General features: G+C 72.1%; 18 protein-coding genes. 6 read left to right on the top strand and 12 right to left on the bottom strand.

The window, feature by feature from the left end; all coding sequences use genetic code 11:
- Positions 1–6: 6 nt before the first annotated feature.
- From FKN01_RS04430 to FKN01_RS04415, 4 genes are read right to left on the bottom strand one after another with little or no spacing between them, the layout of a single operon-like run.
- Positions 7–1,611 carry an MFS transporter gene (locus tag FKN01_RS04430; protein ID WP_143616566.1) on the bottom strand — a complete coding sequence of 535 codons (1,605 nt, stop codon included), beginning with the start codon at positions 1,609–1,611 and terminating at the stop codon, positions 7–9.
- Entirely contained in the window at positions 1,608–2,978 is a 1,371-nt protein-coding gene (locus FKN01_RS04425) for a cytochrome P450 (protein ID WP_143616563.1), read from the bottom strand. Before FKN01_RS04425 ends, FKN01_RS04430 begins: the two co-directional genes overlap by 4 nt.
- Positions 2,972–4,042 carry an alpha-hydroxy acid oxidase gene (locus FKN01_RS04420; protein ID WP_143616561.1) on the bottom strand — a complete coding sequence of 357 codons (1,071 nt, stop codon included), beginning with the start codon at positions 4,040–4,042 and terminating at the stop codon, positions 2,972–2,974. Before FKN01_RS04420 ends, FKN01_RS04425 begins: the two co-directional genes overlap by 7 nt.
- Entirely contained in the window at positions 4,039–5,613 is a 1,575-nt protein-coding gene (locus FKN01_RS04415) for an NAD(P)-binding domain-containing protein (protein WP_143616559.1), read from the bottom strand. Before FKN01_RS04415 ends, FKN01_RS04420 begins: the two co-directional genes overlap by 4 nt.
- A 63-nt stretch (positions 5,614–5,676) precedes the next feature.
- On the opposite strand from FKN01_RS04415, the gene FKN01_RS04410 reads away from it, so the two are divergent.
- Positions 5,677–7,185, top strand: a complete 1,509-nt coding sequence (locus FKN01_RS04410; protein ID WP_143616557.1) for an aromatic amino acid ammonia-lyase — start codon at positions 5,677–5,679, stop codon at positions 7,183–7,185.
- On the opposite strand, the gene FKN01_RS04405 is transcribed toward FKN01_RS04410, so the two are convergent.
- The 3 genes from FKN01_RS04405 to trpS form a co-directional block, all read right to left on the bottom strand.
- Positions 7,091–8,443, bottom strand: a complete 1,353-nt coding sequence (locus tag FKN01_RS04405) for a HAMP domain-containing sensor histidine kinase (RefSeq protein WP_143616555.1) — start codon at positions 8,441–8,443, stop codon at positions 7,091–7,093. The genes FKN01_RS04410 and FKN01_RS04405 overlap by 95 nt on opposite strands.
- The gene (locus FKN01_RS04400) at positions 8,440–9,120 is read right to left on the bottom strand and encodes a response regulator transcription factor (protein ID WP_143616553.1); all 681 of its coding nucleotides are present in this window, start codon (positions 9,118–9,120) and stop codon (positions 8,440–8,442) included. The genes FKN01_RS04405 and FKN01_RS04400 overlap by 4 nt, the downstream gene beginning before the upstream one ends.
- Positions 9,121–9,219: 99 nt before the next feature.
- Positions 9,220–10,338, bottom strand: a complete 1,119-nt coding sequence (trpS, locus tag FKN01_RS04395) for a tryptophan--tRNA ligase (RefSeq protein ID WP_143616551.1) — start codon at positions 10,336–10,338, stop codon at positions 9,220–9,222.
- Between the two features lie 261 nt (positions 10,339–10,599).
- Here trpS and FKN01_RS04390 point away from each other — a divergent pair, with 261 nt between their 5' ends.
- Both FKN01_RS04390 and FKN01_RS04385 read left to right on the top strand, forming a co-directional pair.
- On the top strand, positions 10,600–11,475 hold the full coding sequence (locus tag FKN01_RS04390; RefSeq protein ID WP_398930990.1) for an endonuclease/exonuclease/phosphatase family protein: 876 nt from the start codon (positions 10,600–10,602) through the stop codon (positions 11,473–11,475).
- Positions 11,476–11,698: 223 nt separating this feature from the next.
- On the top strand, positions 11,699–11,968 hold the full coding sequence (locus tag FKN01_RS04385) for a hypothetical protein (protein WP_143616549.1): 270 nt from the start codon (positions 11,699–11,701) through the stop codon (positions 11,966–11,968).
- A 94-nt stretch (positions 11,969–12,062) separates the two neighbouring features.
- Here the strand turns inward: FKN01_RS04385 and FKN01_RS04380 are convergent, their stop codons facing one another.
- The 5 genes from FKN01_RS04380 to FKN01_RS04360 form a co-directional block, all read right to left on the bottom strand.
- Positions 12,063–15,152, bottom strand: coding sequence for an alpha-mannosidase (locus FKN01_RS04380; RefSeq protein WP_143616547.1), 3,090 nt, complete (start codon positions 15,150–15,152; stop codon positions 12,063–12,065).
- Between the two features lie 111 nt (positions 15,153–15,263).
- On the bottom strand, positions 15,264–16,442 hold the full coding sequence (locus tag FKN01_RS04375; RefSeq protein WP_143616545.1) for a glycoside hydrolase family 76 protein: 1,179 nt from the start codon (positions 16,440–16,442) through the stop codon (positions 15,264–15,266).
- 65 nt (positions 16,443–16,507) lie between these two features.
- A complete protein-coding gene (locus FKN01_RS04370) occupies positions 16,508–17,338 on the bottom strand; it encodes a carbohydrate ABC transporter permease (protein WP_143616543.1) in 831 nt (276 codons plus the stop codon).
- 2 nt (positions 17,339–17,340) lie between these two features.
- Complete coding sequence (locus tag FKN01_RS04365; protein ID WP_143616540.1) at positions 17,341–18,291, bottom strand: carbohydrate ABC transporter permease; 951 nt, start codon at positions 18,289–18,291, stop codon at positions 17,341–17,343.
- The gene (locus FKN01_RS04360; RefSeq protein WP_143616538.1) at positions 18,288–19,604 is read right to left on the bottom strand and encodes an ABC transporter substrate-binding protein; all 1,317 of its coding nucleotides are present in this window, start codon (positions 19,602–19,604) and stop codon (positions 18,288–18,290) included. Before FKN01_RS04360 ends, FKN01_RS04365 begins: the two co-directional genes overlap by 4 nt.
- 196 nt (positions 19,605–19,800) lie before the next feature.
- Here FKN01_RS04360 and FKN01_RS04355 point away from each other — a divergent pair, with 196 nt between their 5' ends.
- Genes FKN01_RS04355 through FKN01_RS04345 form a run of 3 tightly spaced genes read left to right on the top strand, consistent with a single transcriptional unit; the run spans position 19,801 to position 23,508 of the window.
- Entirely contained in the window at positions 19,801–21,513 is a 1,713-nt protein-coding gene (locus FKN01_RS04355) for a class I mannose-6-phosphate isomerase (RefSeq protein WP_143616536.1), read from the top strand.
- Positions 21,510–22,436: an ROK family protein gene (locus tag FKN01_RS04350; RefSeq protein WP_143616534.1), complete on the top strand. Its 927-nt coding sequence runs from the start codon at positions 21,510–21,512 to the stop codon at positions 22,434–22,436. Before FKN01_RS04355 ends, FKN01_RS04350 begins: the two co-directional genes overlap by 4 nt.
- Before the next feature lie 55 nt (positions 22,437–22,491).
- Positions 22,492–23,508 carry a LacI family DNA-binding transcriptional regulator gene (locus tag FKN01_RS04345; protein ID WP_143616532.1) on the top strand — a complete coding sequence of 339 codons (1,017 nt, stop codon included), beginning with the start codon at positions 22,492–22,494 and terminating at the stop codon, positions 23,506–23,508.
- Positions 23,509–23,541: the final 33 nt, after the last annotated feature.

Raw genomic sequence — 23,541 nt, 5'->3', positions numbered from 1 at the left:
CCATCATCACTCAGGGGGACGCGCCCCCGTGCCGGCCCCTTGGGGCCCCGTCGGATCACCCCGCTCGACGGCCGCGGCCTCATCGCGCACCAACGCGTCGAGTTCGGCCTCCAGCCGAGCGCCCTCTTCCGGCGAGCCCTCATCCGTACGCGGGTTGCTGCCGCGCAGCGCCACGGCACCGCCCGCCACGGCCGTCGGCAGCGCGACGAGCAGCGCGGCGGTGCGCATGCCCCCCGGCGCCGACAGCACCAGAGCGATCAGCGGGGGCCCGAAGGCGCCGCCGGACTTGCCGACGGCCGCCGCCCAACCGCCGGCGGTTCCCCGGATGGCCAGCGGAAAGATCTCCGCCGTGTAGGGGCCGATGAGCGCGATGACCCCGGCGGTGCCGGCGAAGAGCAATATCACGGCGGTCAGGAGAACCGGCTCGCTGCCGTCCATCCCCACTGCCGCGAGGACCAGCAGCGCCGCGACGGTGAGGGCCGCGTAGATGACCATGGTGCCCTTCGCCGACCAGCGCCTGTAGAGCCATGCCGCCACCACACAGGTCGGGACGGACAGCAGCGAGGACAGGAACAGCAAGGTGGCGGCGGACATCCCTCCCTCGCTCGACGCCTCCAGCTGACTGGGCAGGAACGTGATGAAGCCCCAGTAGACGAGGCCCCAGGCGAGGGCGTAACCGCTGACGACCAGTGTGCTGGTCGTGTGAGGGTGTTTGAACAGGGCGGAAGCGCGGACCTGCTCGCGCCGGGCCCGCTGGGTGGTGAAGGCCGCCGACTCGGGAATCCAGCGGTTCAGCGCGATGAGGATCAGCACCAGCGGGAGCTGCGCGAACCACAGGACGCGCCACCCCGTCAACGGGATCAGCAACGAGGCCAGTCCGGCGGCGGCCATGTAACCGCCGGTGGTCGTGAGCCCGGCCTGCAGCACCATGACGGCGGCGCGCCGTCCGGGCGGCAGACTCTCGGTCATCAGGGCGTACACGACGGGCAGCATGCCTCCGGCCGCCATCCCCATCAGCGCGCACATCACCAGGATGCCGCCGAAGGTCGGCATCGCCCCGCACACCGTGGTCCCGAGGAAGAGCAGGGACGCGATGAGGATGGTGGCCCTGCGCCCGATCCGGTCGGCCGAGCGGCCCCCGAGGAGTGAGCCCACTACGGTGCCGCTCAGCGCTACGGTCGGCAGCCAGGAGATCTCGGCGGCGCTGAGCTGGAACTCCTCGCGCATGCCCGGCTGGATGAAGGCCAGAGTGGCGGGCTTCATCTGGTCCACCAGCAGCGCGAAGCTCAGTACGCCGATGAGACGGCGCCGGTGTGCCCGCGGTGTCCCGTCCGCAGCGGAGGTCCCGGCCGGAGCCGGACCGGGGCTCTGCACGACCGCGCATCCGGAGATCACCACGCCCGCGACGATGGCGGCCATCGCGGCCCACATCACGCCGGACATCCCCATCATCGCCATGTGAAAGCCCATCGACCGGGAGTCCACGAACATCCACACGTGCTGGCCGACGCCCGCACAGGTGAGGGCCACCCCCGCCCAGAACATCAGCGGCCGGGCGATCAGCGAGGGTGGCCGGCCGGGCGAGGACCGGCACGGTTCACGGTGCGTCATCCGTTTCCTCCCTCCACCTGGGCGACAGGGCACCCTCCGGCCCGCCGCTCTTCGAAATACCGGGTGGCCAGGCGCTGCCTGCGGGCGTGCAGGACCATGACCGTCCCGAGGACCAGCTGGCGGACCCCCCGAGTGACGTCCTCCACCCCGTCCCGCAGCCGGACGAACCCGCGGAGCACCCCCAGACGGCGCGGTCGCGGCGGCAGCCCGTGCGGGATCAGCAGACACGGTGCCCGGTGCGGGATGGAGCGCGTGTGGGAGGCCGTCGAGTCCAGCCGGAACCGGTGCAGGACCTCCCGTACCGCGGCACGAAGCGCGAGCGGCGACAGCCGCCAGGCCGGGCAGGGGCGGTTGGCCGCCACGCCGTACGGGATGTGGTGGGCATCCTTGACGGCCAGGTCCGCCCAGCGGTCCGGATCGAACTCGTCGGGCCGTTCGTAACCGGTGGCGTGGTAGCCGGGATAGCTGAAGCACACCACCGAACCGGTCGGCAGCACCGTCTCCGCGTCCAGGGCTATGTCGCCGGTGGTGATGCGGTGGGCGATGCCGAACAGCGGATACAGGCGCATCGTCTCGTCGAGCACCCGCGTCAGATACCCGTCGTCCTCCGGATCGGCGCGCAGCCGCCGCTGCACCTCCGGGTGGCGGGCGACGGCGAGCAGGACGTGCGCGGTCGCCTCGGACAGCTGCACGACCGCCGTGTTGAAGAAGGTCCCCTGCAGGTAGTGCACCTGCTCCGGCACCGACAAGGAGGGCGGCAGCCGGTGCGGTACGTGGCCGGCCGCGACCCGGTCCCGCAGGTAGCCGGTGAGCCGGGCCCGGCGGCGCGGATGGCGCAGACCGGTACATTTCAGCGCGGATATCACGTCATCGGCGTGCGCGGTGATCAGTTTCCGCGCCAGTGGCGGGCACGGCTCCCGGAAGACCAGCTCGTAGCAGAACGCGGCCCAGGCGGGCATCACCAGATCCCGCAGCCGTACGAGACTGATCCGCGTGTCCGGCACCGCGTCCAGCGCCTCCGCGACGGCGCGGGCCGCGGCCGCCGTGAGATCCGCCGAGTTGCCGGCGACGATGCGCCGCGTCGTCGCGGCCACGTCCTGGTAGCGCGCACCGGGCTCCAGGTGCTCCTGGTGCACCTCGGGCCCCGGCGCCAGCCAGTACCAGAACAGGTCGGAGAGACCCGCACCCTCACTCCGGCCGTTCGCGTGCGGGTGGGCGTAGACCCGCTCGAACACCTCCGGACCGTGCATGGCGTTCGGGAGGGTCACCGCCCCGTCCCCGTTGACCTTCTCGAAGATGCGGACACGCAGCGCCACCACGGCGCGCGGCAGCCACCACGGGTCCGTTCCCGTCCGGGCCCTCACCACGTCCCGCCCTTCCGGACCACCATGCCGGGCCCCAGATCGGTGTTCCGGCGTCCACCGCACAGGGCGAGGGTGTGGTCGTACTCGTCGCGAAGTGTCGCGAGGACCCGCCGCACGCCCGCCTCCCCGTCGGCGGCCAGGCCCCACACCACGGGACGCCCGACGCCGACGGCCCTCGCACCGAGCGCGAGGGCCACCGCGACGTCGCTGCCGCGGCGCACCCCGCCGTCCAGGAGGACCGGGACCCGGCCCGCGACCGCCTCGACGGCCGCCGGCAGGCAGTCCACGGCCGCCGGGACCGCGTCGCACTGGCGGCCGCCGTGGTTGGAGACGATCACCCCGGCCGCGCCGTGCTCGACGGCGAGGCGCGCGTCGTCCGGATGGAGGACCCCCTTGACCAGTACGGGGAGCGAGGTGCCGCGCACGGCCTCGGCGAAGTCGGGCCAGCGGAGCGCGGCGGACATCGGGATGGCGGTGAGCTCGCCGGGTCCGGCTCCGGGCAGGTCCCGCATGTTCTCCGCGGCGTAGCCGGGCGGCAGGTCGGTGAACCCGTTGCGCAGATCCCGGGTGTGCCGGCCGAACACCGGCGAGTCGACGGTCACCACGAGGGCCGCGCAGCCGGCGTCCTCGGCACGCCGGACGAGCGCCCCGGTCACCTCCGGGCGGGGATGCAGATAGAGCTGGAACCACACGGCCGGGTCCGGGGCCGCTTCGCGCGCCGCCGCGACGACATCGGACACCGCGACGGTGGCCGCCGTTCCCGTCACCAGCACGGCGCCCTCGGCCGCGGCGGCCCGCGCCGTCGCCCGCTCGCCGGCCCGGTGCGCCAGCCGGTGGAAGGCCGTCGGCGCCACGACCACCGGGGACGCCTGCGGTGCGCCCGGCAGATCGACGCCGGTCTCCCGCGCCTCGCCACCGCTGAGCACCCGAGGCAGCAGCGCGTACCGGTCGAACGCCCGCTCGTTCTCGACCAGGGCACGCTCCTCGCCCGCGCCGCCCGCGACGTAGTCGTAGACGACCGGGTCCAGTAGCTTCCGGGCCCTGTCGTGCAGCTCGCGGAGCGTCACGGCGCCACCGGGGCGGCCGGGTTGCGCCGCGCGGTGAGGAAGGCGTCCAGCGGGGCGCGGTGGAACTCCTCGCTGTCCCACTCGTTCTCCAGGTTCTCGGTGAGGTGGTGGTCGGCCACGAACTCGCCGTCCCGGTACCAGCGGACGACCGGATGCAGATAGCGGCCGTCCAGCCCCGACACGTCCTGCTGCGACTTGCGGCCGGCGCCGACGTCGAAGGGGTCCACCCGGTCGTGGTCCTCCCCGTACTCCAGGGTGATCACCGCGTACGCCGCCACCTCGCCGAAGTCCCCGGCCCGCACCGCCCCCGGCACATGGTCGACGGGCACCTCCTCGGCGTAGCGGAACGTGCCGTCCGGGGCGAGCAGCAGCAGGTCACCGAGGACGGCGAACTGCTGCCACAGCGCCGAGGAACGGTTCACCCGGCCGATCACCGCGTCGACGGCCCGCCCGGTGGAATCCCCGATCACCGTCGTGGGCCAGGGCACGCCCGCGTGACGCTGCCGCAGTCCCCGGTACAGCGCGCGCACCGCGTAACGGAAGCCGTGGATGAAGCCGGTCGTCGCCTTCCCGAACGACCGCCCCTGCATCAGCGTCCCCGCGAAATACAGACCGGGTACGTTGACCGACTCGCCGAGCGGCGTCAGCTCGGGGAAGCGGCCGTCGACGATCACGTCCGGCGCGCACGTGTCGTCGAAGACCGAGGCGTCGAACCGGAAGCCGGTCGCGACGATCACCCGGTCGTAACGGATCTCCTTGACCACCTCGTCGACCCGCTCGAAGGCGACCGGGACGTGGAATCCGTCCCGGTCACGCCGGATGGCCAGGACCCGCCCGTCGAGAAGGGCGTTCTGCGACTTCAACTGGTAGCTGTCCAGGAAGTTGTTGTAGACGGCGCGCAGATGTCCCACATAGTGGGTCCGCCACGCCATCTTCAGCGAGCCCGAGCCGACGACATGGATGACCGCCGCCGTCTCCATCAGGTTCTCGGCCGTCTCGAAGGCGGAGTTGCCCCGGCCGATGATGAGCACCCGCTGGTCGGTGAACGACCGTGGATCGGTGTCGATGGTGTCGTAGCGCTCGGCCAGCTCGACCCCCGGGATCGCGGGCAGGTTCGGGACGGGCATCCCGGTGGCCACCACCACGTGCCGGGCCCGCCACACCTCGCCGGTGTGGGCGGTGACGACGAAGCCCTCCGCGTGCCTGGACACCTTCGTCACCTCGGTGTCGTACCGCACGCGCACCCCGGTCCGGGAGGCGAAGTCCGACAGGTAGCGCACCAGGTCGTCCGCGGGCGGGAAGTACCGGGGGCTGTACCGGGTGAACAGCAGCTCCGGATCGTCGCTCAGCAGGGAGTTCCAGTCCATCCGCAGCCTCAGCTCCGGATCGTCGTACCCCGTGTGCACCTTGTTGTTCGAGATGAGGTAGCGGTGCCGGGGGAACCGGGTGAAGAACGTACCCGGACCGCTGCCGCGCTCCAGGACGACGTAGTCCCCGCCGTCCCGTTCCAGCAGGGAGGCGAGCTGAAGTCCGGCGGGCCCCGCACCGATGATCAGGTAGTCATGGGTCATGCCCCGGGAAGCTAGTCACCCGATTTCAGAGCACTCTGAGATTCCCCGCCTACCGTTCTGGACGTGCCCACCACCACGGACTCCCTGTCCCTCACCGGCCCTCTGGACTCCGCCGCCCTGCGCCGCGCCGCGACACCGCTCACCGTCACCGTGGACGCCCCGGCCCGAGCCCGTGTGGAGCGCGCACGCCGCTTCTTCCACGGGCTGCGACACGGCGACGGGACCCGCCCCGTCTACGGCGCCACCACGGGCTTCGGCGCGCTCGTCGGGTACGCCGGCCGCCCCGACGAGGCGGACCAGTGCGACAACACCCTCGCCCACCTCGGGGCGGGGCAGGGGCCGGACCTGCCTCAGGAGATCTGCCGTGCCGCCCTCCTGCTGCGCACCCGGTCCCTCGCCCAGGGCCTCTCCGGCGTCTCCTCCGACGTGATCGACCGCCTCGCCGCCATGTTCGCCACGACGTTCTCGCCCGCCGTCCCCCGTTACGGATCGGTCGGCGCGAGCGGCGACCTCATCCCGCTCGCCTACGCGACCCAGGCACTCCGCGGTCGCGGACACGCCTATCTGGACGGCCGCCGCATGGCGGCCGACGAGGCGCTCACCGCCGCCGGGCTGCGCCCACTGGCCCTGGACGGCCGCGACGCGCTCGCCCTCGTCAACGGAACCTCCGTCACCACCGCGGCCCTGGCGCTGGCCCGCGACCGCGTCCGCGAAGCGCACCGCTCACTCACGGCCCTCACCTGCCTCCTGGCCGACCTGCTGGGCTGCGACCCCGGCTTCCTGGACGACGACCTGCTCCGGGCGTACGGGCACCCCGGGGCGGTTTACGCCGGCGCCCGCATGCGGCGGACCCTCACCGGCCTCAGCCCCTCCGGAAGCCGGCCGCTCCAGGAGCCGTACAGCATCCGCTGCAGCCCGCAGCTGCTCGGTGCCGCGGAGGACGCGCTGGGCTACGTCGACGCAGTGGTCGCCGCCGACCTCGGCGGCGTCAGCGACAACCCGCTGTTCTTTCCCGGCGACGACGAGCGGGAGGGGAAGGTGGTGCACGGCGGCAACTTCTTCGGCCAGCCCGCCGCGTTCGCGGCCGACCTCCTGGCGTCCGTGACGGCCCAGCTGGGCAATCTCGCCGAACGCCAGCTCGACCTGCTGACCGATCCCGCGCGCAACGGGGGGCTGCCGCCGATGCTCGCCACCGAGCCCGGCCGCCAGCACGGGCTCCAAGGCGTGCAGCTGGCCGCCACCGCGTTCGTCGCGGAGATCCGCCGCAACGCCACACCGGCCGGCATGCAGAGCCTGCCGACGAACCTGCACAACCAGGACGTCGTCCCCTTCGGCACCCAGGCAGCCCTGCGCTCCTACGACATGGCGGACCTGCTCGGCCTGCTCACCGGCTCGCTCGCGCTCGGGCTGCGCCAGGCGGTCCACGTCGGCGCCCGCCGCCCCACCGCGCCCCGGTGCGCGGCACTCCTCGACGCCCTCAGCGAGGCGATCCCCCCGGTCGACCCGGACCGCCCGCTGGACCGGGACGTACGCGCCGCGGCCCGCCTGGTCGCCGCTCACGAGTCGCCGTGACCGGTCGCGCCTCGGCCGGCCGCGCCTCGGCCGGGACGCCGGGCGGGGCCGCGCACTCCGGCAGGCGGATGGTGAACCGGGCGCCCCGGCCGGGGCGCCCGTCGGCCGCGACCGTGCCCCCGTGATGTTCGACGACCTCCTGGAGCAGCGCCAGCCCCAGCCCGTACCGCCCGCCGTCACCGCTGCCGCGGTGGAACCTGCGGAACAGCTGCTCGACGGCGGCGGGTTCGAACCCGGGCCCGGTGTCCGCGACGACCAGGAGCACCGTACCTCCGGAGCGCGAGAGGACCATCTCGATCCGCCCCCCGGCCGGGGTGTGACGGATCGCGTTGGACAGCAACTCGCCGATGGCGCGGCGCAGCGCGGACTGGACACCGTCCACGAAGAGAGGGTGCGGGGGACCGTCCACCACGACGGTGAGACCACGCGCCCCCACCCGGTCCGACTCCTCGGCCGCCACGGACCGGGCCAGCGCGACCAGTTCGACCGGCCGGTGTTCCGACCGCCGTGCCGGGCCGGCCGCGAGGCTCGCGGACAGCAGCAGGTCGTCGAGCACCTCGCCGAGCCGCCCCGTCGAAGCGACCAGCCGGGCCAGCGTGTCGCGGTGGGGGCCCGGCAGACCCTGGTCGGCCGCCTGGCGCGCCAGCATCTGCGCCCGCGTGTGCACCTGGGTGACCGGGGTGCGCAGCTCGTGACTGGCATCCGTGACGAAGTGGTGCTGGCGGGTCAGCGCCTCCGCCAGCGGGGCCACGGCACGACGCCCGAGGACCGCCCCCGTGACGGCCGCGGCCAGCAGCCCCACGACTTCGGCCACCGCCAGCGCGAACCACAGATGGCTGCGGTCGGCCAGCTGGAAGCGCATGTCGAACACGGCCTGCACGACGTCTCCGTCGGCCCGGGGCTGGGTGCGCACCAGATAGACCGTGTCGTCACGTTCCACGGTGCGCTCCACGGCCTGTCGGGTGCCGCGGACCTCCTCGATGTCGGCGCGCAACGGGAAGCCGAGCGGAGCGTTGGACAGGGGCTCCACGCCGGGTGCGTACAGCCAGGTGCATACGGGAGGCTTGACCGGGTCGCCGTACATCGCGCCGTAGCGCAGCTCGCGCCACACCTGGCCGTTCTGCGCGTCGACCATCACCGTGTGCGCCACGCCTCCGACGACCGTGACCAGCAGCGTGATGATCGCCCCGGTGATCACGGCGATCCGCAGGCGCGCGCGCCGCACCGCCGCCCACTCGGCCGACGGCGACCGGCTCACAGTGCCCCCAGCCGGTAGCCGAGACCGCGGACCGTGCGCACGACACGCCTGCCCAGTTTGCGGCGCAGGTAGTAGACGTAGGTGTCGACGATGGACGACGCGGGCGCCTCCTGGAACACCAGCCGGCGCAACTCCGCCCGCGAGTGCACCGTTTCGGGGCGCGAAGCGAGCGCCCACAGCAGTGCGAACTCGCGCGGCGCGAGGGCGACCTGTTCGCCGTTCGCCAGCTCGACCTCCCTGCGGCCGACGTACAGGTGCCCCGTGCCTATCCTGAGCACATCGCTGACATCGAGGGCCCGTCGGCACAACGCGCGCAGACGGGCGCTGAGTTCGTCGAGGTCGAAGGGCTTCACGAGGTAGTCGTCGGCACCGGCGTCCAGCCCGTCGACCCGGTCGTGCACCGTGCCCATCGCGGTGAGGAGCAGCACGGGTGTCCGCACGCCGCGGGACCGTAACCGGCCCATGAGGTCGACGCCGTCGAGCCCGGGCAGGCGTCGGTCGACGGCGAGTACGTCGTACTGCCGGGAGAGGCCGAGATGGAGACCCTGCTGGCCGTCGGTCGCCAGATCGACCGCGTATCCCTCGGCCCGCAGTACGTCGGAGAGCATGTCGGCCAGCTCCCGGTCGTCCTCCACCAGCAGCAGCCGCCACGGCCCCCGCGCGTGCTTGTGCGCCACGGTGCAACTCCCCTCGTCCTCCCCGCAACCCGTGACAACGCCCCCACGGGGGAGGGGGTTCCCACGTGCGCGAGAACGCGGCGCGGTGGTGCCCGGTCGTCAGCAGCGGCTGTTCATCGCCGCCCGCACCTCGGCGAGGGTGGCATCGGCGACGGCTCGTGCCCGCTCATTGCCCTCGTGCAGTGTCCGGCGCAGGTGGGCGCGGTCTCGGGCGTACTCGACGCGACGGGCCCGGATCGGGGCCAGGTACTCGTTGACCGCTTCTGTCACCGTCCGTTTGAGAGCGGCGGCTCCGCCGGCTCCGATGTCGTCGGCCATCCGCTGGGGGGTGCGGTTCTGGCAGAGAGCCGCGAGGAGCACCAGGGAGGACACCTCCGGGCGACCGGCGGGATCGTAGGTGATGCGGCGTTCGGAGTCGGTCTTGGCCCCCTTGATCAGCCGGGCCGTCTCGTCGGCGTCCGCGGCCAGGGCGATCGCATTGCCACGGCTCTTGCTCATCTTGGTTCCGTCGGTCCCCAGGAGCAGCGGAGCGGGAGACAACAGGGCGTCGGGCTGGGGGAAGACGGCGTCACCGCGGCCGTAGCGGTCGTTGAAGCGGCGGGCGACGGTGCGGGCGACTTCCAGGTGGGGAAGCTGGTCCCGGCCGACCGGCACCAGGTTGGCCTTGCAGAAGAGGATGTCGGCGGCCTGATGGGCGGGGTAGGTGAACATCAGGCCGCTGACCGAGGACTGCTGCGAGTGCGCGATCTCGTCCTTCACCGTGGGATTGCGGCTCAGTTCGGCGACGGAGACCAGGCTGAGGAACGGCAGCAGCAGTTGGTTGAGGGCGGGAACGGCGCTGTGCGTGAAGATCGTGCTGCGCTCGGGGTCCACTCCGACGGCGAGGTAGTCCAGGACCAGCTCCTCGACATACCCGGTCAGGCCGTCCGCCGCGTCGCGGTCGGTCAGCACCTGGTAGTCGGCGATGAGCACGAACGTCTCCACACCCGAGTTCTGCAGACGGACCCGGTTGTGGAGGGTGCCGAAGTAGTGCCCCAGATGCAGACGTCCGGTCGGGCGGTCCCCGGTCAGTACGCGAAACCGCCCCGGGTCCACGAGGATCATTTCTTCCAGCGCCGCGCTGCGCGCCTGCGCGGCGCTCACGCCGAGGGCGTCGGTGGACGAATGGGCGGCGTCGGCCTGAGGGCCCGGGGCCGCCGGCTGCGAGGTGATGTGCATGTGGTCTCCTGGTGGTCGTGTCGCCGTTCGGACGACACGTCCCTGGCGCAGGGACCACGAGCGGGCCGTCCATTCGAACGGCCCGGTCATGAATGAGAGGCAGCCGCTCCTACGAGGAGCGCCACCAGCTCAGACAAGACGAAAGATGCATGGCCGCATCATAGGCGACCGGCGTGTCCGAGGTGCTGCCGTCACGAGACCCGGGCTCCTCGTGCCGCCTAGACTCCGCCACATGAGCGCGTGCGGGGGGAGACCTCGCAGGTGAGTGTGTGGATCTACGGCGAGGAGCCGAGAGTGGCCGGAAGAGGCGCGCGGTGGCTTGCGGGGACACTGGTCGTGGCCTGCCTGCTGCTCGCCGGACCGAGCGTGTCGAACATCGCCTACACGGCCGGACCGCTGCCGGCCGACGCCCCCGAGGCGGCCGTGCCGGGCCGCGTCATGACCTGGAACATCTGCAACCCCTGCGAGGCGAGCGGGCGCAACGGCGGCAGGGCGGCGGAGATCGCCGCGTACGCCCCCCAGGTCATCGGCCTGCAAGAAGCGTGCGTGGGTGATGTCGAGAGGATCCGGGACCATCTGCGGTACCGGTACGGGCTGGTCTACCACGTCGAGTACGGGCCGGTTCTGCCCAGTTGGAGCCGGTGCGGGGGAGTGCCCTGGAGCCCGGGCGGCTTCGGCCAGGCAATCCTGTCGGCCGCCCCGATGACCGACCCGGTGACAGTGGAATACCCCCACGGCGGTTCCGAGGACCGCGGGTACATGGCGGTCACGACCCTCGTGGACGGCCTGCGGGTCCGGGTGTTCAACACGCACCTGGCCCAGCGGAGGCAGGAGTCGGTCCGGGCGGAGCAGACCGGCGTGCTGGCCGAGGCGGTCGCCCGGTACGACCGCGCGATCGTTCTCGGTGACTTCAACGCGGTGCCGGAAGCACCCGAACTCGCCGTGATGTGGGACATGGCCAGGGACGCGGACCGCCCGTGCGGTCCGTCCGGTACGGGGGTGTGCGAGCCGACCACCGACTGGCGGAGCAAGTTCGACTACATCTTTCTCCGCGGCTTCGACCCGGTGGACCACCGGGTGCGCCTGACCCCGTGGTCGGACCACGACCTGGTGCAGGCCGATCTGAGACGGACGTGACGGGGCGGGCGCGGCCCGTGGCCCGGAGCGTAAAAGGTCTTCCACGGCGAGCACGTGGCTGTAACGTCGGCCGCGCGCCCCTCGCGGGAGGGGCCACCGACGTAGGGGGAGGACTGTGCCAGACATTTCCCGGCGAACGATCCTGGGCGCCGCCGGCGTGGCGACCGCATCGACACTTCTCACGACGACCGCGACAGCACAGGCCGCCGATACCACGGGTGGCATGGACGGGAACACACACCACATCGCCCCGAAGGAGACCGAGGCACTCATGGCCGGCGGCAGTCAGACCCTCAAGTACGTGGCATACATCTCCAGCCCCGACATGGAGGTGCTGAACGACGCGACGTTCGGCGTCGGCGCGGACCCCGCCGACATGTGGGCGTATCTCGACGATGCCACGGCTCGTCTCCAGGCGGGACATCCCTCGTACACCTTCACCCCCCGTCTCGTCCGGTACGACCAGGTCACCACCGAGATACCGCGCCCGTGACACACACCGTGCCGGCCCCGTGGCCAGAGGGGCCGGCACAGTGGCGGAGCCGCCGAGCCGCGTTGCGTGCGGCCCGGGCGCCCCGGGCCGCACGTCACAGCCGCAGCAGCACCGCACACGTGCCCAGCACGGGTACGTCGACGGTCGAGGCGCCCTCGTCGTCCTGCGTCAGGAGGTCACCGGCGGACCCGAGGTAGTCCGCCATGCGGGCCTCCGTGACGGGGAAGCCGGGGGCGATCCGGCAGGCGACCGGTTCCTCGGCGAAGGACTGGAGCCTGACGAGCACCTGACCGGGGGCCGGAACGGTGAGCCCCACGACGCGCACCCGCCGGTCGCCTACCGTCAGCAACGCGTACGAGGCATCCGGGGCCGTGCTCTCCTCGCCCAGGGCGCGGACGGCGAGCAGCGGACGGCTGCCCGCGGCAGCGGTGCGCATGCCCAGCACGGGCCCACTGGTCCGCGCGGCCTGTCCGAAGGCCACGCTGTAGCGGAACACGTGGTCGAACGCCTGCTCGGAGGGGAAGTTGGTGTCCCAGATGTTGTTGTGCACCCAGGAGAAGAGCGTGCCGGGCTCGTCCTGGGCCAGCGACTGCGGATACGGCGCGTAGGGGACGGCGATCTGGCCCACCTGGACGAGCGGCGCGTCCTGCGTGGCGACGGCCGCCACCATCGCGTCCTCCTCGAAGCTCACCCAGCGCCGTACCGCCCGCATGTGCTGAGCGGACCCCGGCACGACCGGCAGTCCGGTGCCCGTCATACCCCCGGTCGCCTCCATACGGACGGCAGGCCGGCTCATCGCGAAGGGGAACGCGAAGAACGCGCTCTCCTTGGTGAGCGTCGCGGGCTTCACGATCCGGTTCTCCAGATCGATCCGGGCCTGCCCGTGCGGCAGGTGGACCCGCACCCGCAGCCGCTCGGTGCCGGCCGGGGCGCACTCGTAGACCAGCGTCTGCCCTGTCGCATCGCGGAAGCGGTCCACCAGGGCGGCCGGCGGCGCCGCCGTGCGGGAGGCGAGGAGATGCATCGACCCGTTCGCCGTGGTCTTGCTCGACTGGTGGTTGAAGCCGCCCGCCGTGGCGTACTCGTCGTACAGGTAGGCGTTGAGCCCCACGGTCGCGTCCTGCCGCACGAGCTCCCGACCGGTGCGCTTGTCGACCACCGAGCCGATCCACGCCGACCGCAGGTCCACGCTCACGCGCAGGAACTCGTTCTCCAGGACCGTCGGATCGTCGGCGAGCCCCCCGTCGACGGGCGGGAACGCCTCCCCCTCGACGATGTCCACCCGTACCGCACCGTGCGCGGGCACGTCCGCGAGCCGGAACAGCAGGAAGCGGCCCGCGGCCCGGTGCAACTCGTTGGACTGCGCCTCCTCGGTGTGCTCCAGCACCGCACCGTCGCGCGCGTCGAGCACCCGGACCGGCTCCTCCAGCGCGACCGTGCTCTCGGGGAGGAACAGCCGCACCGTCTCCGACCTCGGCCAGCTGCACGTATTGGTCACATAGAAACCGGCGAGCGTCCCCTCGCGCGGCGAGAGCCGGCCGCCGAGCGCCGCACCCGCGCCGTCCAGGAGCGTCTTGGCGTCGTCGTGGGCGCGCAGCGCCTGGGCGTACTTCCAGTGCCACTGGCGCTCACCGGACGCGTGCCCGTGGTCGCCGTGCGTCCAGGGATCGCCACCGCCCCAGGTGTGCTCGTTGAACAGGGAGGCCGCCCGGTACACGTCGGGGGCCGACGCCGTGGTGCCCGAACCCGCCGCACCGAGGATCTCCGCGTGCCCGGCGACCGTCTGGGCGTCGGCCAGTGCCGCCTGGCCGTCACGGGTGGCGGCCAGCGGGACGGCGCCGGCGCCGACCCCGTCCACCCACCAGTCGCTCCAGTCGCCCTCGAAGGTTTCGAGGCGGTCCCCGTAACGGGCTTCCGCGTCAACGAAGAAGTCCTCGTTGCGTGAAGTACGCAGCACGGGGAACGCCCACTCCTCGTTCCACCGGCGCACGGTGTCGGCGATGATCCGGCGCGGCGGCCCGTTGTCCGCGAACTTGCCCAGCACCCGCAGGTGCAGGACGTCCCACGGGTACGGATCGCCCTTGAACTCCTCGTCCAGGACCGGGAAGCCGGGGATGCCGCGCCCCTCGTGCGGATACTGCCGGGTGGCCAGCGCCGACAGGTAGTGCGGCAGCAGGTCGTCCACCCGGTCGTAGGACTCGTCGAACCCGAGGATCGAGCCCTCCATGTACGCCAGCCCGTGCGGGGTGTCGGTGCGCCACACCAGGACACTGCGTCCGCCCGGCGCACGCCACCGGAACAGCCGGGGCAGCGCCCCGCCGCCGGTGTGGTGCGGCACCGCCCGGCCCGCCCAGTTGTGGGCGACCGAGAGATAGCGGATGCCGCTGTCCGCGAGCACGTCGGGCAGGCCCACGACCTGTCCGGGGACGTCCGTCTGCATGGCCGTGGTGACGTCGATGCCGTACCGGGCGCGCAGTTCGCGTACCGGGCGCAGCAACTCGTGCAGTTCGTCCGTCGAGCAGGTTTCCGTGTGCAGGTTGAAGGGCATCGCGGTCAGCTCGATGCGCCCCTCGCGCACCCGGTCCAGGAACTGCGCGACCTGCTGCGGCGGGCGGTTCGCCGACCAGTTCTCGAAGCTGAAGAACCCCTCGACCGCCCAGCGGAACTTCGACGCGTCGGGCCGGTCGTCCGTCGTACGGCACAGTTCGAGCAGGGAATCGAGGTACTTGCGGCCCTCGGCGAGCACCGTGCCCTGGGGATCGGTGTAGCCGATGTCGAGATGGGCGTGCTGCACCAGATGCAGAGTCCAGTGCCGCTGCGGGGTCAGCAGCACTTCGACGTGCTCGCCCGGAGCCAGGTCGGGCAGCTCGACCAGCACCGGCAGCGGAGCGCTCACCTCCGGTACGAGCATCCGGGTTTCGCCGGCCGGACCGGGTATCAGCTCGCTGCGGACGGAGGCGCCGGACAGGGTGGTGACCACGGCCCGGTCGAGGGGGCGGCCGGCCTGGATGCGCACGGACTGCAGCAGCCCGCCGTCACCGTCGTGGCGCAGCAGCGGTTCGCAGGAGAGCCGGACGGGATGGCCGCCGAGGACTCCGGTCGAGCTGACGCCGCGGTCGCGCAGGATCTCGCGGGCGATGTCGGAGTCCCACCAGGAGGGGCGGGACAGATCGGGGCGGGGCATGGAGAGAGTTCTCCGCTCTGGCGTGGTGCCGGTTCGGTGCGTGAGGCGGACGGGAAGGTGCGGTGCGTGGGGCGGACGTGAAAGCAGTGGGGCGGGGGGAAAGGCGCGGGGTCAGGAGGCGTCGGTGGCGAGGCCCGCGAAGATCTGGACCATCGCGGACTGCTCCAGGGTCTCGGCGGAGGCGGACGGTTCGTAGTCGCCGCCGCCCGAGGGCTGGAAGCGGAAGAGCCCGGTGGACGGATCGCGATTCTCCTTCCACACGCGCTCCGCGTAGGCGCTCTCGGTCTGCCGGTAGGCGGGATCGTGGCGGATTCCGTCCAGAATCCGGAGGTTGTCGAAGTAGATCGCGTTGAAGATCGCCGGCTGGTCGTGCAGGCGTTCGCCCTGCTTCCAGTAGGCGAGCGACCCCTCGGCGTCCTCCACGGCGCGCCGGAGATACGAGGGGTCCCCGGTGGTCTTGTAGAGCGTGGCCGCGGTACCGATCATGGCTCCGGAGTTGTACGTCCACAGGGTGGAGTTGACGGAACCGTCGTCGCCGAGGCTGTTGCGGTACAGCCCGGGGGACTGGCGCAGGCACGACCAGTTCCACTCGTACCACCGCTGGGCGCTCGTCAGGTAGCGGCTCTCCCGCGTCTCCAGGTGGAGCCGGGCGGCCAGTTCCGCCGCCAGGCCCGTTACGTTGGCGGCGCGCATGTCGTTGGCCGGCGAGTCGACCCAGTGCATCCCGCCCGGGCACTCCTTGGCCGGGTCGTCGTCCCAGCCGCGGCTGACGACGTCGAAGGCCAGCTCGGCCCGGTGCAGGTAGACGGGGTCGCCCGTCGCCTCGTACTGGTCCAGCAGGGTCAGCCCGACGACGGAGTTGTCGTCGTAGAAGACGTCACCGCCCTGCCCGAGCGGAGCCGGCAGGTAGGAGTCGTAGCCGGGCCGGCCGTCCCGGGGGTCGAAGTAGAGCTCCAGGGTGGTGAAACGTTCCGCAGCGTCCGCCGTGTAGCGCCTGCCCGGTCCGGGAAGGCCGGCCATGTCCACCGTCGCGGCGGCCGCCTCCCGCATCGGCCAGAGGTAGGAGTGGGCGTTGTCGGCACTGCGGTGCGGAGTCGCCTCCTGGTAGAGGCCGTGGTCGTCCGCGCCCTGATACAGGTGCTCCTGGAGCGCGTCGTACGTCTGCACGGCCCGGCCCTTCCAGGGGCCCGTCGCCGGGTGTGAGGCCGCGAGGGCGGGGGAAGGGCTCAGGGCGGCGCAGAGCAGGGGCGCCGCGGCCAGGGCGAGAGCGGTACGGGCAGAGAGTTTCACCGGGATGCCTTTCGGGAATCGGCTCGGGGCTTTGTGCGGGACGCCCGCACGCGGTGGGACCCGGCTCAGCCGAGCTTGAGGCTGCTGACGAAGAACCGCTGCGCCGCGAAGAAGAGCACGACGGTCGGCAGCGAGACCAGCAGGGCTCCGCCGAGGACGACCGGAGGGCCCACGTTGGAGTAGTTGCCCTGGAGTTCGGCGAGCGCGGCCATCACCGGCCGGATGTTGCGGCTCGTGGCCAGGGTGATGCCGAAGAGCAGGTCGTTCCAGACGGCGACGAACTGGAAGACGAACGCGGCGATCATCGCGGACCGGGACAGCGGTACGTGGATCTGCCAGAACACCCGCCACCAGGAGGCGCCGTCCAGCCGCGCCGCCTCGATCACCTCGGCGGGCAGTGTCTGGGCGAAGTTGCGCATGATGAAGTAGGCGAACGGGATCGCCACCGCCGCGTAGATGAGGAACAGCCCGATCTGCGCGTCGTAGAGGCCGGTGTTCGCGTACGCGAGGAAGAGCGGTCGCAGAAAGACCTGGAGGGGCAGCAGCGTGCCCGAGTAGATCAGCCAGAACCACAGGGCCTTGCGCTTGACCGGCATGATCACCGTCGCGAACGCGGCGGTCGTGGCCACCACGATGGCCGCGGCCGAGCTGGTCACCGCGTACAGCAGGCTGTTGCCCATCGCGGGACCGAGCCGGGCCCGGGACCACGCCTCGGACATGTTGTCGAAGAGACCGAACCCTCCGTGCGGCAGCCAGTGCGGAGCGCCGCCGTATTCGGAGGCCGGCACCAGCGCGTTGACCAGCAGCAGCCAGGTCGGCACGGCCCACAGGAGCGAGACGAGCACCAGAACGGTGTTACGGACGGCGGTGCCGGCGGAGACGCGGCGTATGAACATGCTCAGGCGCCTTTCGGAGTGAGCTGGCGCCGCAGGTACAGCCACGAGGCCAGCAGCACGATGACGGTGAGGACGACGGCGACGGCCGCTCCGGCGCCGGGGCGCAGCGCGAGGAAGGTCTCCTGGTACATCGAGACGGCGAGCGTCTCGGAGCTGCGGCCCGGGCCGCCCTGGGTGAGGACCCAGATCAGGTCGAACGACTTCAGCCCGTTCACCAGGCTGCTGCCGACCACGATCACGGACACGGTCCGCAGCTGCGGCAGGACCACGTACCAGAACTTGCGCAGCCCGTCGGCTCCGTCGAGCGACGCGGCCTCCAGGGTCTCCGGAGGGATGGTCTGCAGGCCGACCAGGAAGAGGATCACGGCCACCCCGGTGGCCTGCCAGGTGTTGGCGACGATCATGACGAGGGTGTTCCCCGGCCACTCCAGCAGCCAGCCCTGGGCGAACGACCCCAGCCCCAGCGCGTCGAGCGCCTGGTTGGCCGCCCCGTCCGTGGTCAGGAGGAAGTTCCAGACGACGGCCACGGCCGAGCCGGAGATCGCGTACGGCAGGACCACCAGCAGCCGGGGGATCCGGGACCACCCGGAGCCGTTCGTCATCACCGCGATGCCGAGCCCCAGGACGAGCGGCAGGGCCACCGTGCCGACCACCCACATCAGGGTGTTCTCCACGGACTTCGCGAGGACCGGGTCGCTGAAGAACAGCCCGTAGTTGGTGAACCAGGTGAAGCCGGAGACCCGGCTGTCGCTGAAGAAGCCGCGGTACAGCGTCATCAGGAACGGGGTGAGCAGCAGCCCGGCGACGAGCAGGACGGCCGGGGCGAGGAAGCCCGCCGAGGCGAACCGGTCCCCGAGCCGGCGCGGGGGCCTGCGGGCCGGGGGAGCGGGCGGGACCGCCGGGGAGGTGGAGGTGCCGGAGCGGCTGCGGCGCGCGTCGAGGGCGGCTGTCATGACTCGTCCTTGTTCCACGCCGCCCACTCCTTGGTGGCACGGCTCGCCATGCTGCGCAGAGTCGCCTCGGGCGACATCGCGTGCGTCATGAAGGCTCCCAGGTCATCGGTGTTCCCCTGCATGAGGTTGGGCGGTCCCGACTGGCCGTAGCGGGGCAGCTCGGTCCAGTGCTCGTCCAGCGCCCGCTTCCTGAGCCGGGCGAGCACCGGATTGGAGGTGGCCGCCTTCGGGTTGGCCGAGCCGTCCTGGAGGAAGTCGGTCCACACCCGCTGGACCGAGGGGTGCAGCCAGTGGCCCGCGTTGGCCATGGCGGCGTCGTGCGAGACGGCCTTCTCCGGGACCGCGAGCACGCCCGCCTCGGTGATCACGGACCGCTTGACGGAGGTGTCGACGGGAGGCAGGACGAAGGCGTCGAAGTCCTCGCCCGGCTTCATGCCCGCCGCCGCCAGGCCCTGCGACTGCCAGGAGCCGTGCAGGAACATGCCGACCTTGCCCGTCTTCAGCGCGGCCGGACCGTTGTTCTGGTCGAAGTCGGCCGGGGTCATCCAGCCCTTCTTCATGAAGTCCTGCCAGATCTGCATGGCCTTGTGCGCCTGCGGATCGGTGTACCGCGCACGGCCCGCGATCAGATCGGCGTAGAACACCGGGTCGACCTTGCTGATCAGCTCCTCGAACCACTCGTAGGCGGGCCAGTTGCCGCTCTGCGTGGCCACGAACGGGACGACACCGGACTTCTTGAGCACCTCCGCGGTGTGCAGCAGCTCGTCCCAGGTCTCCGGCGCCCGCAGGCCGTGCTTGTCGAACACGTGCGTGTTGTAGAAGAGCACGTAGTACGACTGGTAGAGGGGCATGCCGTACACCGCGCCCCGGTAGGACATCGAGTCGCGCAGGGACTTGGTCACCCAGCCCTTGCGCTCGTACGCCTCCCAGAGCTTCGTCAGGTCACTGAGGCTGCCGGTGCGGGCGAGCTGCTTGAGGTTGTAGCCCGACTGCCACTTGATCAGGTCGGTGGCCTTGGTCGTCTGCAGGGAGATCTGGGTGACCTGGGTGTACGCGGTCGGGTTCGGGTTGGACAGCGGGCGCAGGGCGTAGCCGGTGAGCTTCTTCAGCTCGCGTCCGGCGGCCACGTAGCCGTCGTCCCAGGTGGCGTTGTCGTTGGCCAGGGACGTGGTCCCCGCTTGCGCGGCGGTGCTGTCGCCCCGTGCGCAGCCGCCGGCCAGCACGCCGGCCGCGCCGGCCCCGCGGCCGGCCCGCACGGTGCGCCGGCGGAGCGGGTGAGACGACCGCTCCGTCGTCTCGCCGGTTGATCTCATGGGCTCACTTCCCTCTGGATCCGGATTGCGAGGATGTTAACGACACCATGCGGCTGAAACAAGAGTTTCTGTCGGGCATCCGAGAAACCCCCTGTTGAATCCAAGGTTCGTCAGTCGGTTCCTGACGCGCCTTGTCCGATCAGCGGTGTTATCGATACCATGCAGGCGCTTGCCGGTCCCTTCCCCAGGAGCTTCTGTGCACCAGCCCCGTCCCTATGAACGCAACCCGCGCTACGCCGTCACCGGCGGCGCCGTCGTCACCGGCTGGGCCGCCGCGGTCGCCGACGTGCCCACCACGCCCACCGTCCTCGCCCTGGACGGCCCCGCCGCACTCGACTGGGAGGAGGCCGCCGGCTCCCTCGCCGCCGCCCTGCGCGCACGGGGTACGCGGGTCGCGCTGTGCGACGTGCGCACCCTCTGGTCACCCGAGGCGGTCCAGCGGCTCTGCGTTCCCGACGCGGACGCCGACGCGTTCTTCCTGCCGCTCGCCGAGTTCTCCATGGAGGACCTGTTCGAGACACCGCCCGTCCGGCCTCGCCCGGACACCGGCGTCCTGCTGGTCTTCGGGCCGGGCGCGGGGCTCGGCGAGCCCGACCTGCTGTGGTGGGCCGACCTGCCCAAGCGGTACGCGGAAAGGGCCGTCACCCGCGCCGAACTGCCCCTCGGCGTCAACCTGGGCCGGCCCGGCGCCCCCGGTGAGCTGCGCAGCCTCTTCTACACCGACTGGCCCGTCGGCGACCGCCACCGCGACCGCATGGCTCCCCGCATCGACCGCTGGATCGACCTCCAGGGCGAGACGGGCCCGGCCTCCCTGGACGGCGAGTCCGTCCGGGCCACCCTGGCCGCCCTGGCGACGGGGCCCGTCCGCAGTCGCCCCTTCTTCAACTCCACCGCGTGGGGCGGTCAGTGGGCCGCCCGGGAACTCGGCTTCGAGCCCCGCGACGGCAACACGGCACTCGGCTACGAGCTGATCGCCCCCGAGGCCGGAATCCTGGTCGGCCAGGACGAGACGGCCCAGGTGGAACTGCCCTTCCAGCTGCTCTGCGAGCTCCACCCCGAGACGTTCCTCGGCCCCGACGTGCACCGCCGCTTCGGCACGTCCTTCCCGATCCGCTTCGACTACCTCGACACCGTCGGCGGCGGCAACCTCTCCCTGCACCTGCACCCCCAGGAGCAGTACATGCGGGAAACCTTCGGGTGGCCCTACACCCAGCACGAGACGTACTACATCACCGCGAGCGACCCCGGCGCGCTGGTCTACCTCGGGCTGCGGGACAGTACGGACGTGACGGCCATGCGCGCAGAGGTCGAGGAGGCCGCGGCGGAGGGAACCCCGCTGCGCGTCGAGGACCACGTGATGACGCACCCGGCGGACCCCGGGCAGCTCTACATGATCCCGGCCGGCACCCCGCACGCCTCCGGCGAGGGCAACCTGGTCCTGGAGATCAGCGCCACCCCGTACCTCTACTCCCTGCGCTTCTACGACTGGCTGCGCAAGGGCGTCTCCGGCGCACCGAGGCCCCTGTCCTTCGCCCACGGCTTCGCCAACCTCGACACCGCGCGGCGCGGCGACGACGTCCTGAAGGAACTCGTGCAGGAGCCCAGGACCCTGCGCCGGGGCCGGGGCTGGCGCGAGGAGGTCATCGGCGCACTGCCCGAGATGTTCTACGCGGTGCACCGCTTCGTGATCGAGGGGCCCGAGCCCGCCGAGGACGACACGGACGGCCGCTTCCACATCCTCAACGTCTCCTCGGGCGGCGGCGTCGTCGTGGAGACCGACCGGGGCGACCGGCACGACCTGGCCTTCGCCGAGACCCTCACCGTCCCCGCGGGCGTGGGCGGTTACCGCCTGCACCCGGTGGGAAGCGGCCCGGTGCACGTGGTGAAGTCCCTGGTGGCCCCGGAATGAGCCGCGTCCCCGTGCTGGAGATCGGCGGCACCCACGTGACGGCCGCCGTCCTCGACACCGCGTCCGCGCGGCCCGCCGCCCAGGCCGTCGTGCGCCGGCCGGTCCCCGCCGACGCGCCGGCCGGTGAACTCCTCGACGCGATCGCCGCCGTCGGTGCCCAGGTCGACGCCCCGGCGGGCGCCCACTGGGGCGTCGCGATACCCGGCCCCTTCGACTACGAAACCGGTGTCGGCCGATTCCGCGGCATCGGCAAGTTCGAGTCGCTGCACGGCGTCGACGTGGGGGCCGGACTGCTCGTCCGGCTCCCCGGAGCCCCCCGCCGCATCAGCTTCGTCAACGACGCCGACGCGTTCGCCCTGGGCGAGTACCGGGCGGGTGCGGCGGCAGGGCGGCGCCGGGTCCTTTGCGTCACGCTCGGAACCGGGGTCGGCACCTCGTTCCTGGACGACGGGCGGCCCGTGCTGGGCGGCCCCGACGTACCGCCCGGCGGACGCGCCCACCGGCTCACCATCGACGGACTCCCGCTGGAGGAGGTGGTCTCGCGCCGGGCGATCCGCAGGCTCTACGCCAGCACCGCGGCCCTGCCCGGTGACGGGGACCTCCCCGACGTGCACGAGATCGCCGCAGCGGCCCGGGGCGGCGACGGTCCGGCCCTGCACACGCTCCGGTACTGCTTCGGCGCCCTGGGACGGGCCCTCGCGCCCTGGTGCGAGCGGTTCCGGCCGGACCTGATGGTCGTCGGCGGATCCATGACCGGCTCCTGGGACCTTCTCGGCCCCGCGGTCCGCGAAGGCATCGCGTCAGGGGGCCCCGGGACCGCGCCCCCGGCCGTCACGGCGCAGCGCCCGGCCGACGCGCCCCTCATCGGCGCCGCGCACTGGACCCTGCGCGCACCCGCCGTCGCCCTCCGGGAACGGACCTAGAATGACCGCGTCACCGACCCACCGGCCAGTCCACCGATCCGCAGGAGAACCGCACATGGCACAGCACCGCGCGGGCGACAACGGCGCCCCCACGATGCGCGACGTGGCCGCGAGCGCCGGCGTCAGTGCCATGACCGTCTCCCGGGTGCTCAAGGACGACGCCCGGGTCAGCGGCACCACCCGGGAACGCGTACTCGCCGCCGTCGAGGCACTGGGCTACCGGCGCAACGAGACGGCGCGCAGCCTGCGCCTGGGCGGCAGCGGAATGATCGGACTGGTCGTCACCAACCTCGCCAACCCGTTCTACTCCCGCCTGGCGCTCGGCGTGCAGGAGGTGGCATCCGAACACGGCCTGCGGGTCCTGCTCAGCAACACCGCCGAACAGGTCGACCGGGAGCGCGGTCTCGTCGAGGACCTGGCCGCCCGTCAGGTCGACGGCATGATCGTCGTCCCGGCCGGCAGCAGCCACCGGCACCTCGCCCCGACGGCGCTGCGCGGAATGCCGATCGTCCTGGCTTCCAGGCCGCCGGCCGGCATGGACGCCGACTGCGTCCTGGTCGACGACTTCGGCGGTGCCGAACAGGCGGTCGGGCAGCTGATCGCGGACGGCCACCGCCGCATCGGCTTCCTCGGCAACCCGCCCGCCCTGTACACCGGCGCGGAACGCTTCCGCGGCTACTGGGCAGCCCACGAAGCGGCCGGGATCGAGCCCGCCGAGACCCACGTACGGCGCGGCCTCGCCGACGTACCCGCCGCCGAGGCCGCCGCGAGCGCGCTGCTCGACGCCCCCGACGCGCCCACGGCCCTCTTCTGCACCAACAACCGGCTGACCCAGGGCGCCATCCGCGCCGTGCACGGCCTCGGCCGCCCGGTCGCGCTCGCCGGTTTCGACGACTTCGAGCTGGCCGACGTCCTCGGTCTGCCCCTGACGATCGTCTCGTACGACGCCGACGAGATCGGCCGACGAGCCGGCCAGATGCTCATCGACCGCATCAACGGCTCGTCCGCCGAGCCGATCCCGGCCCGCCGCACCGTCGTACCCACCCGCGTCATCCGCTACGGGACGCGCTGACCCGGACCCCACGGCCGCCTCCACGGCACCGGT

It is taken from the genome of Streptomyces sp. 130 (assembly GCF_007096885.1).
GTDB lineage: Bacteria > Actinomycetota > Actinomycetes > Streptomycetales > Streptomycetaceae > Streptomyces.
Note: the sequence above shows the minus strand (reverse complement) of the source record. Positions and strands in the feature narration are given on the sequence as shown.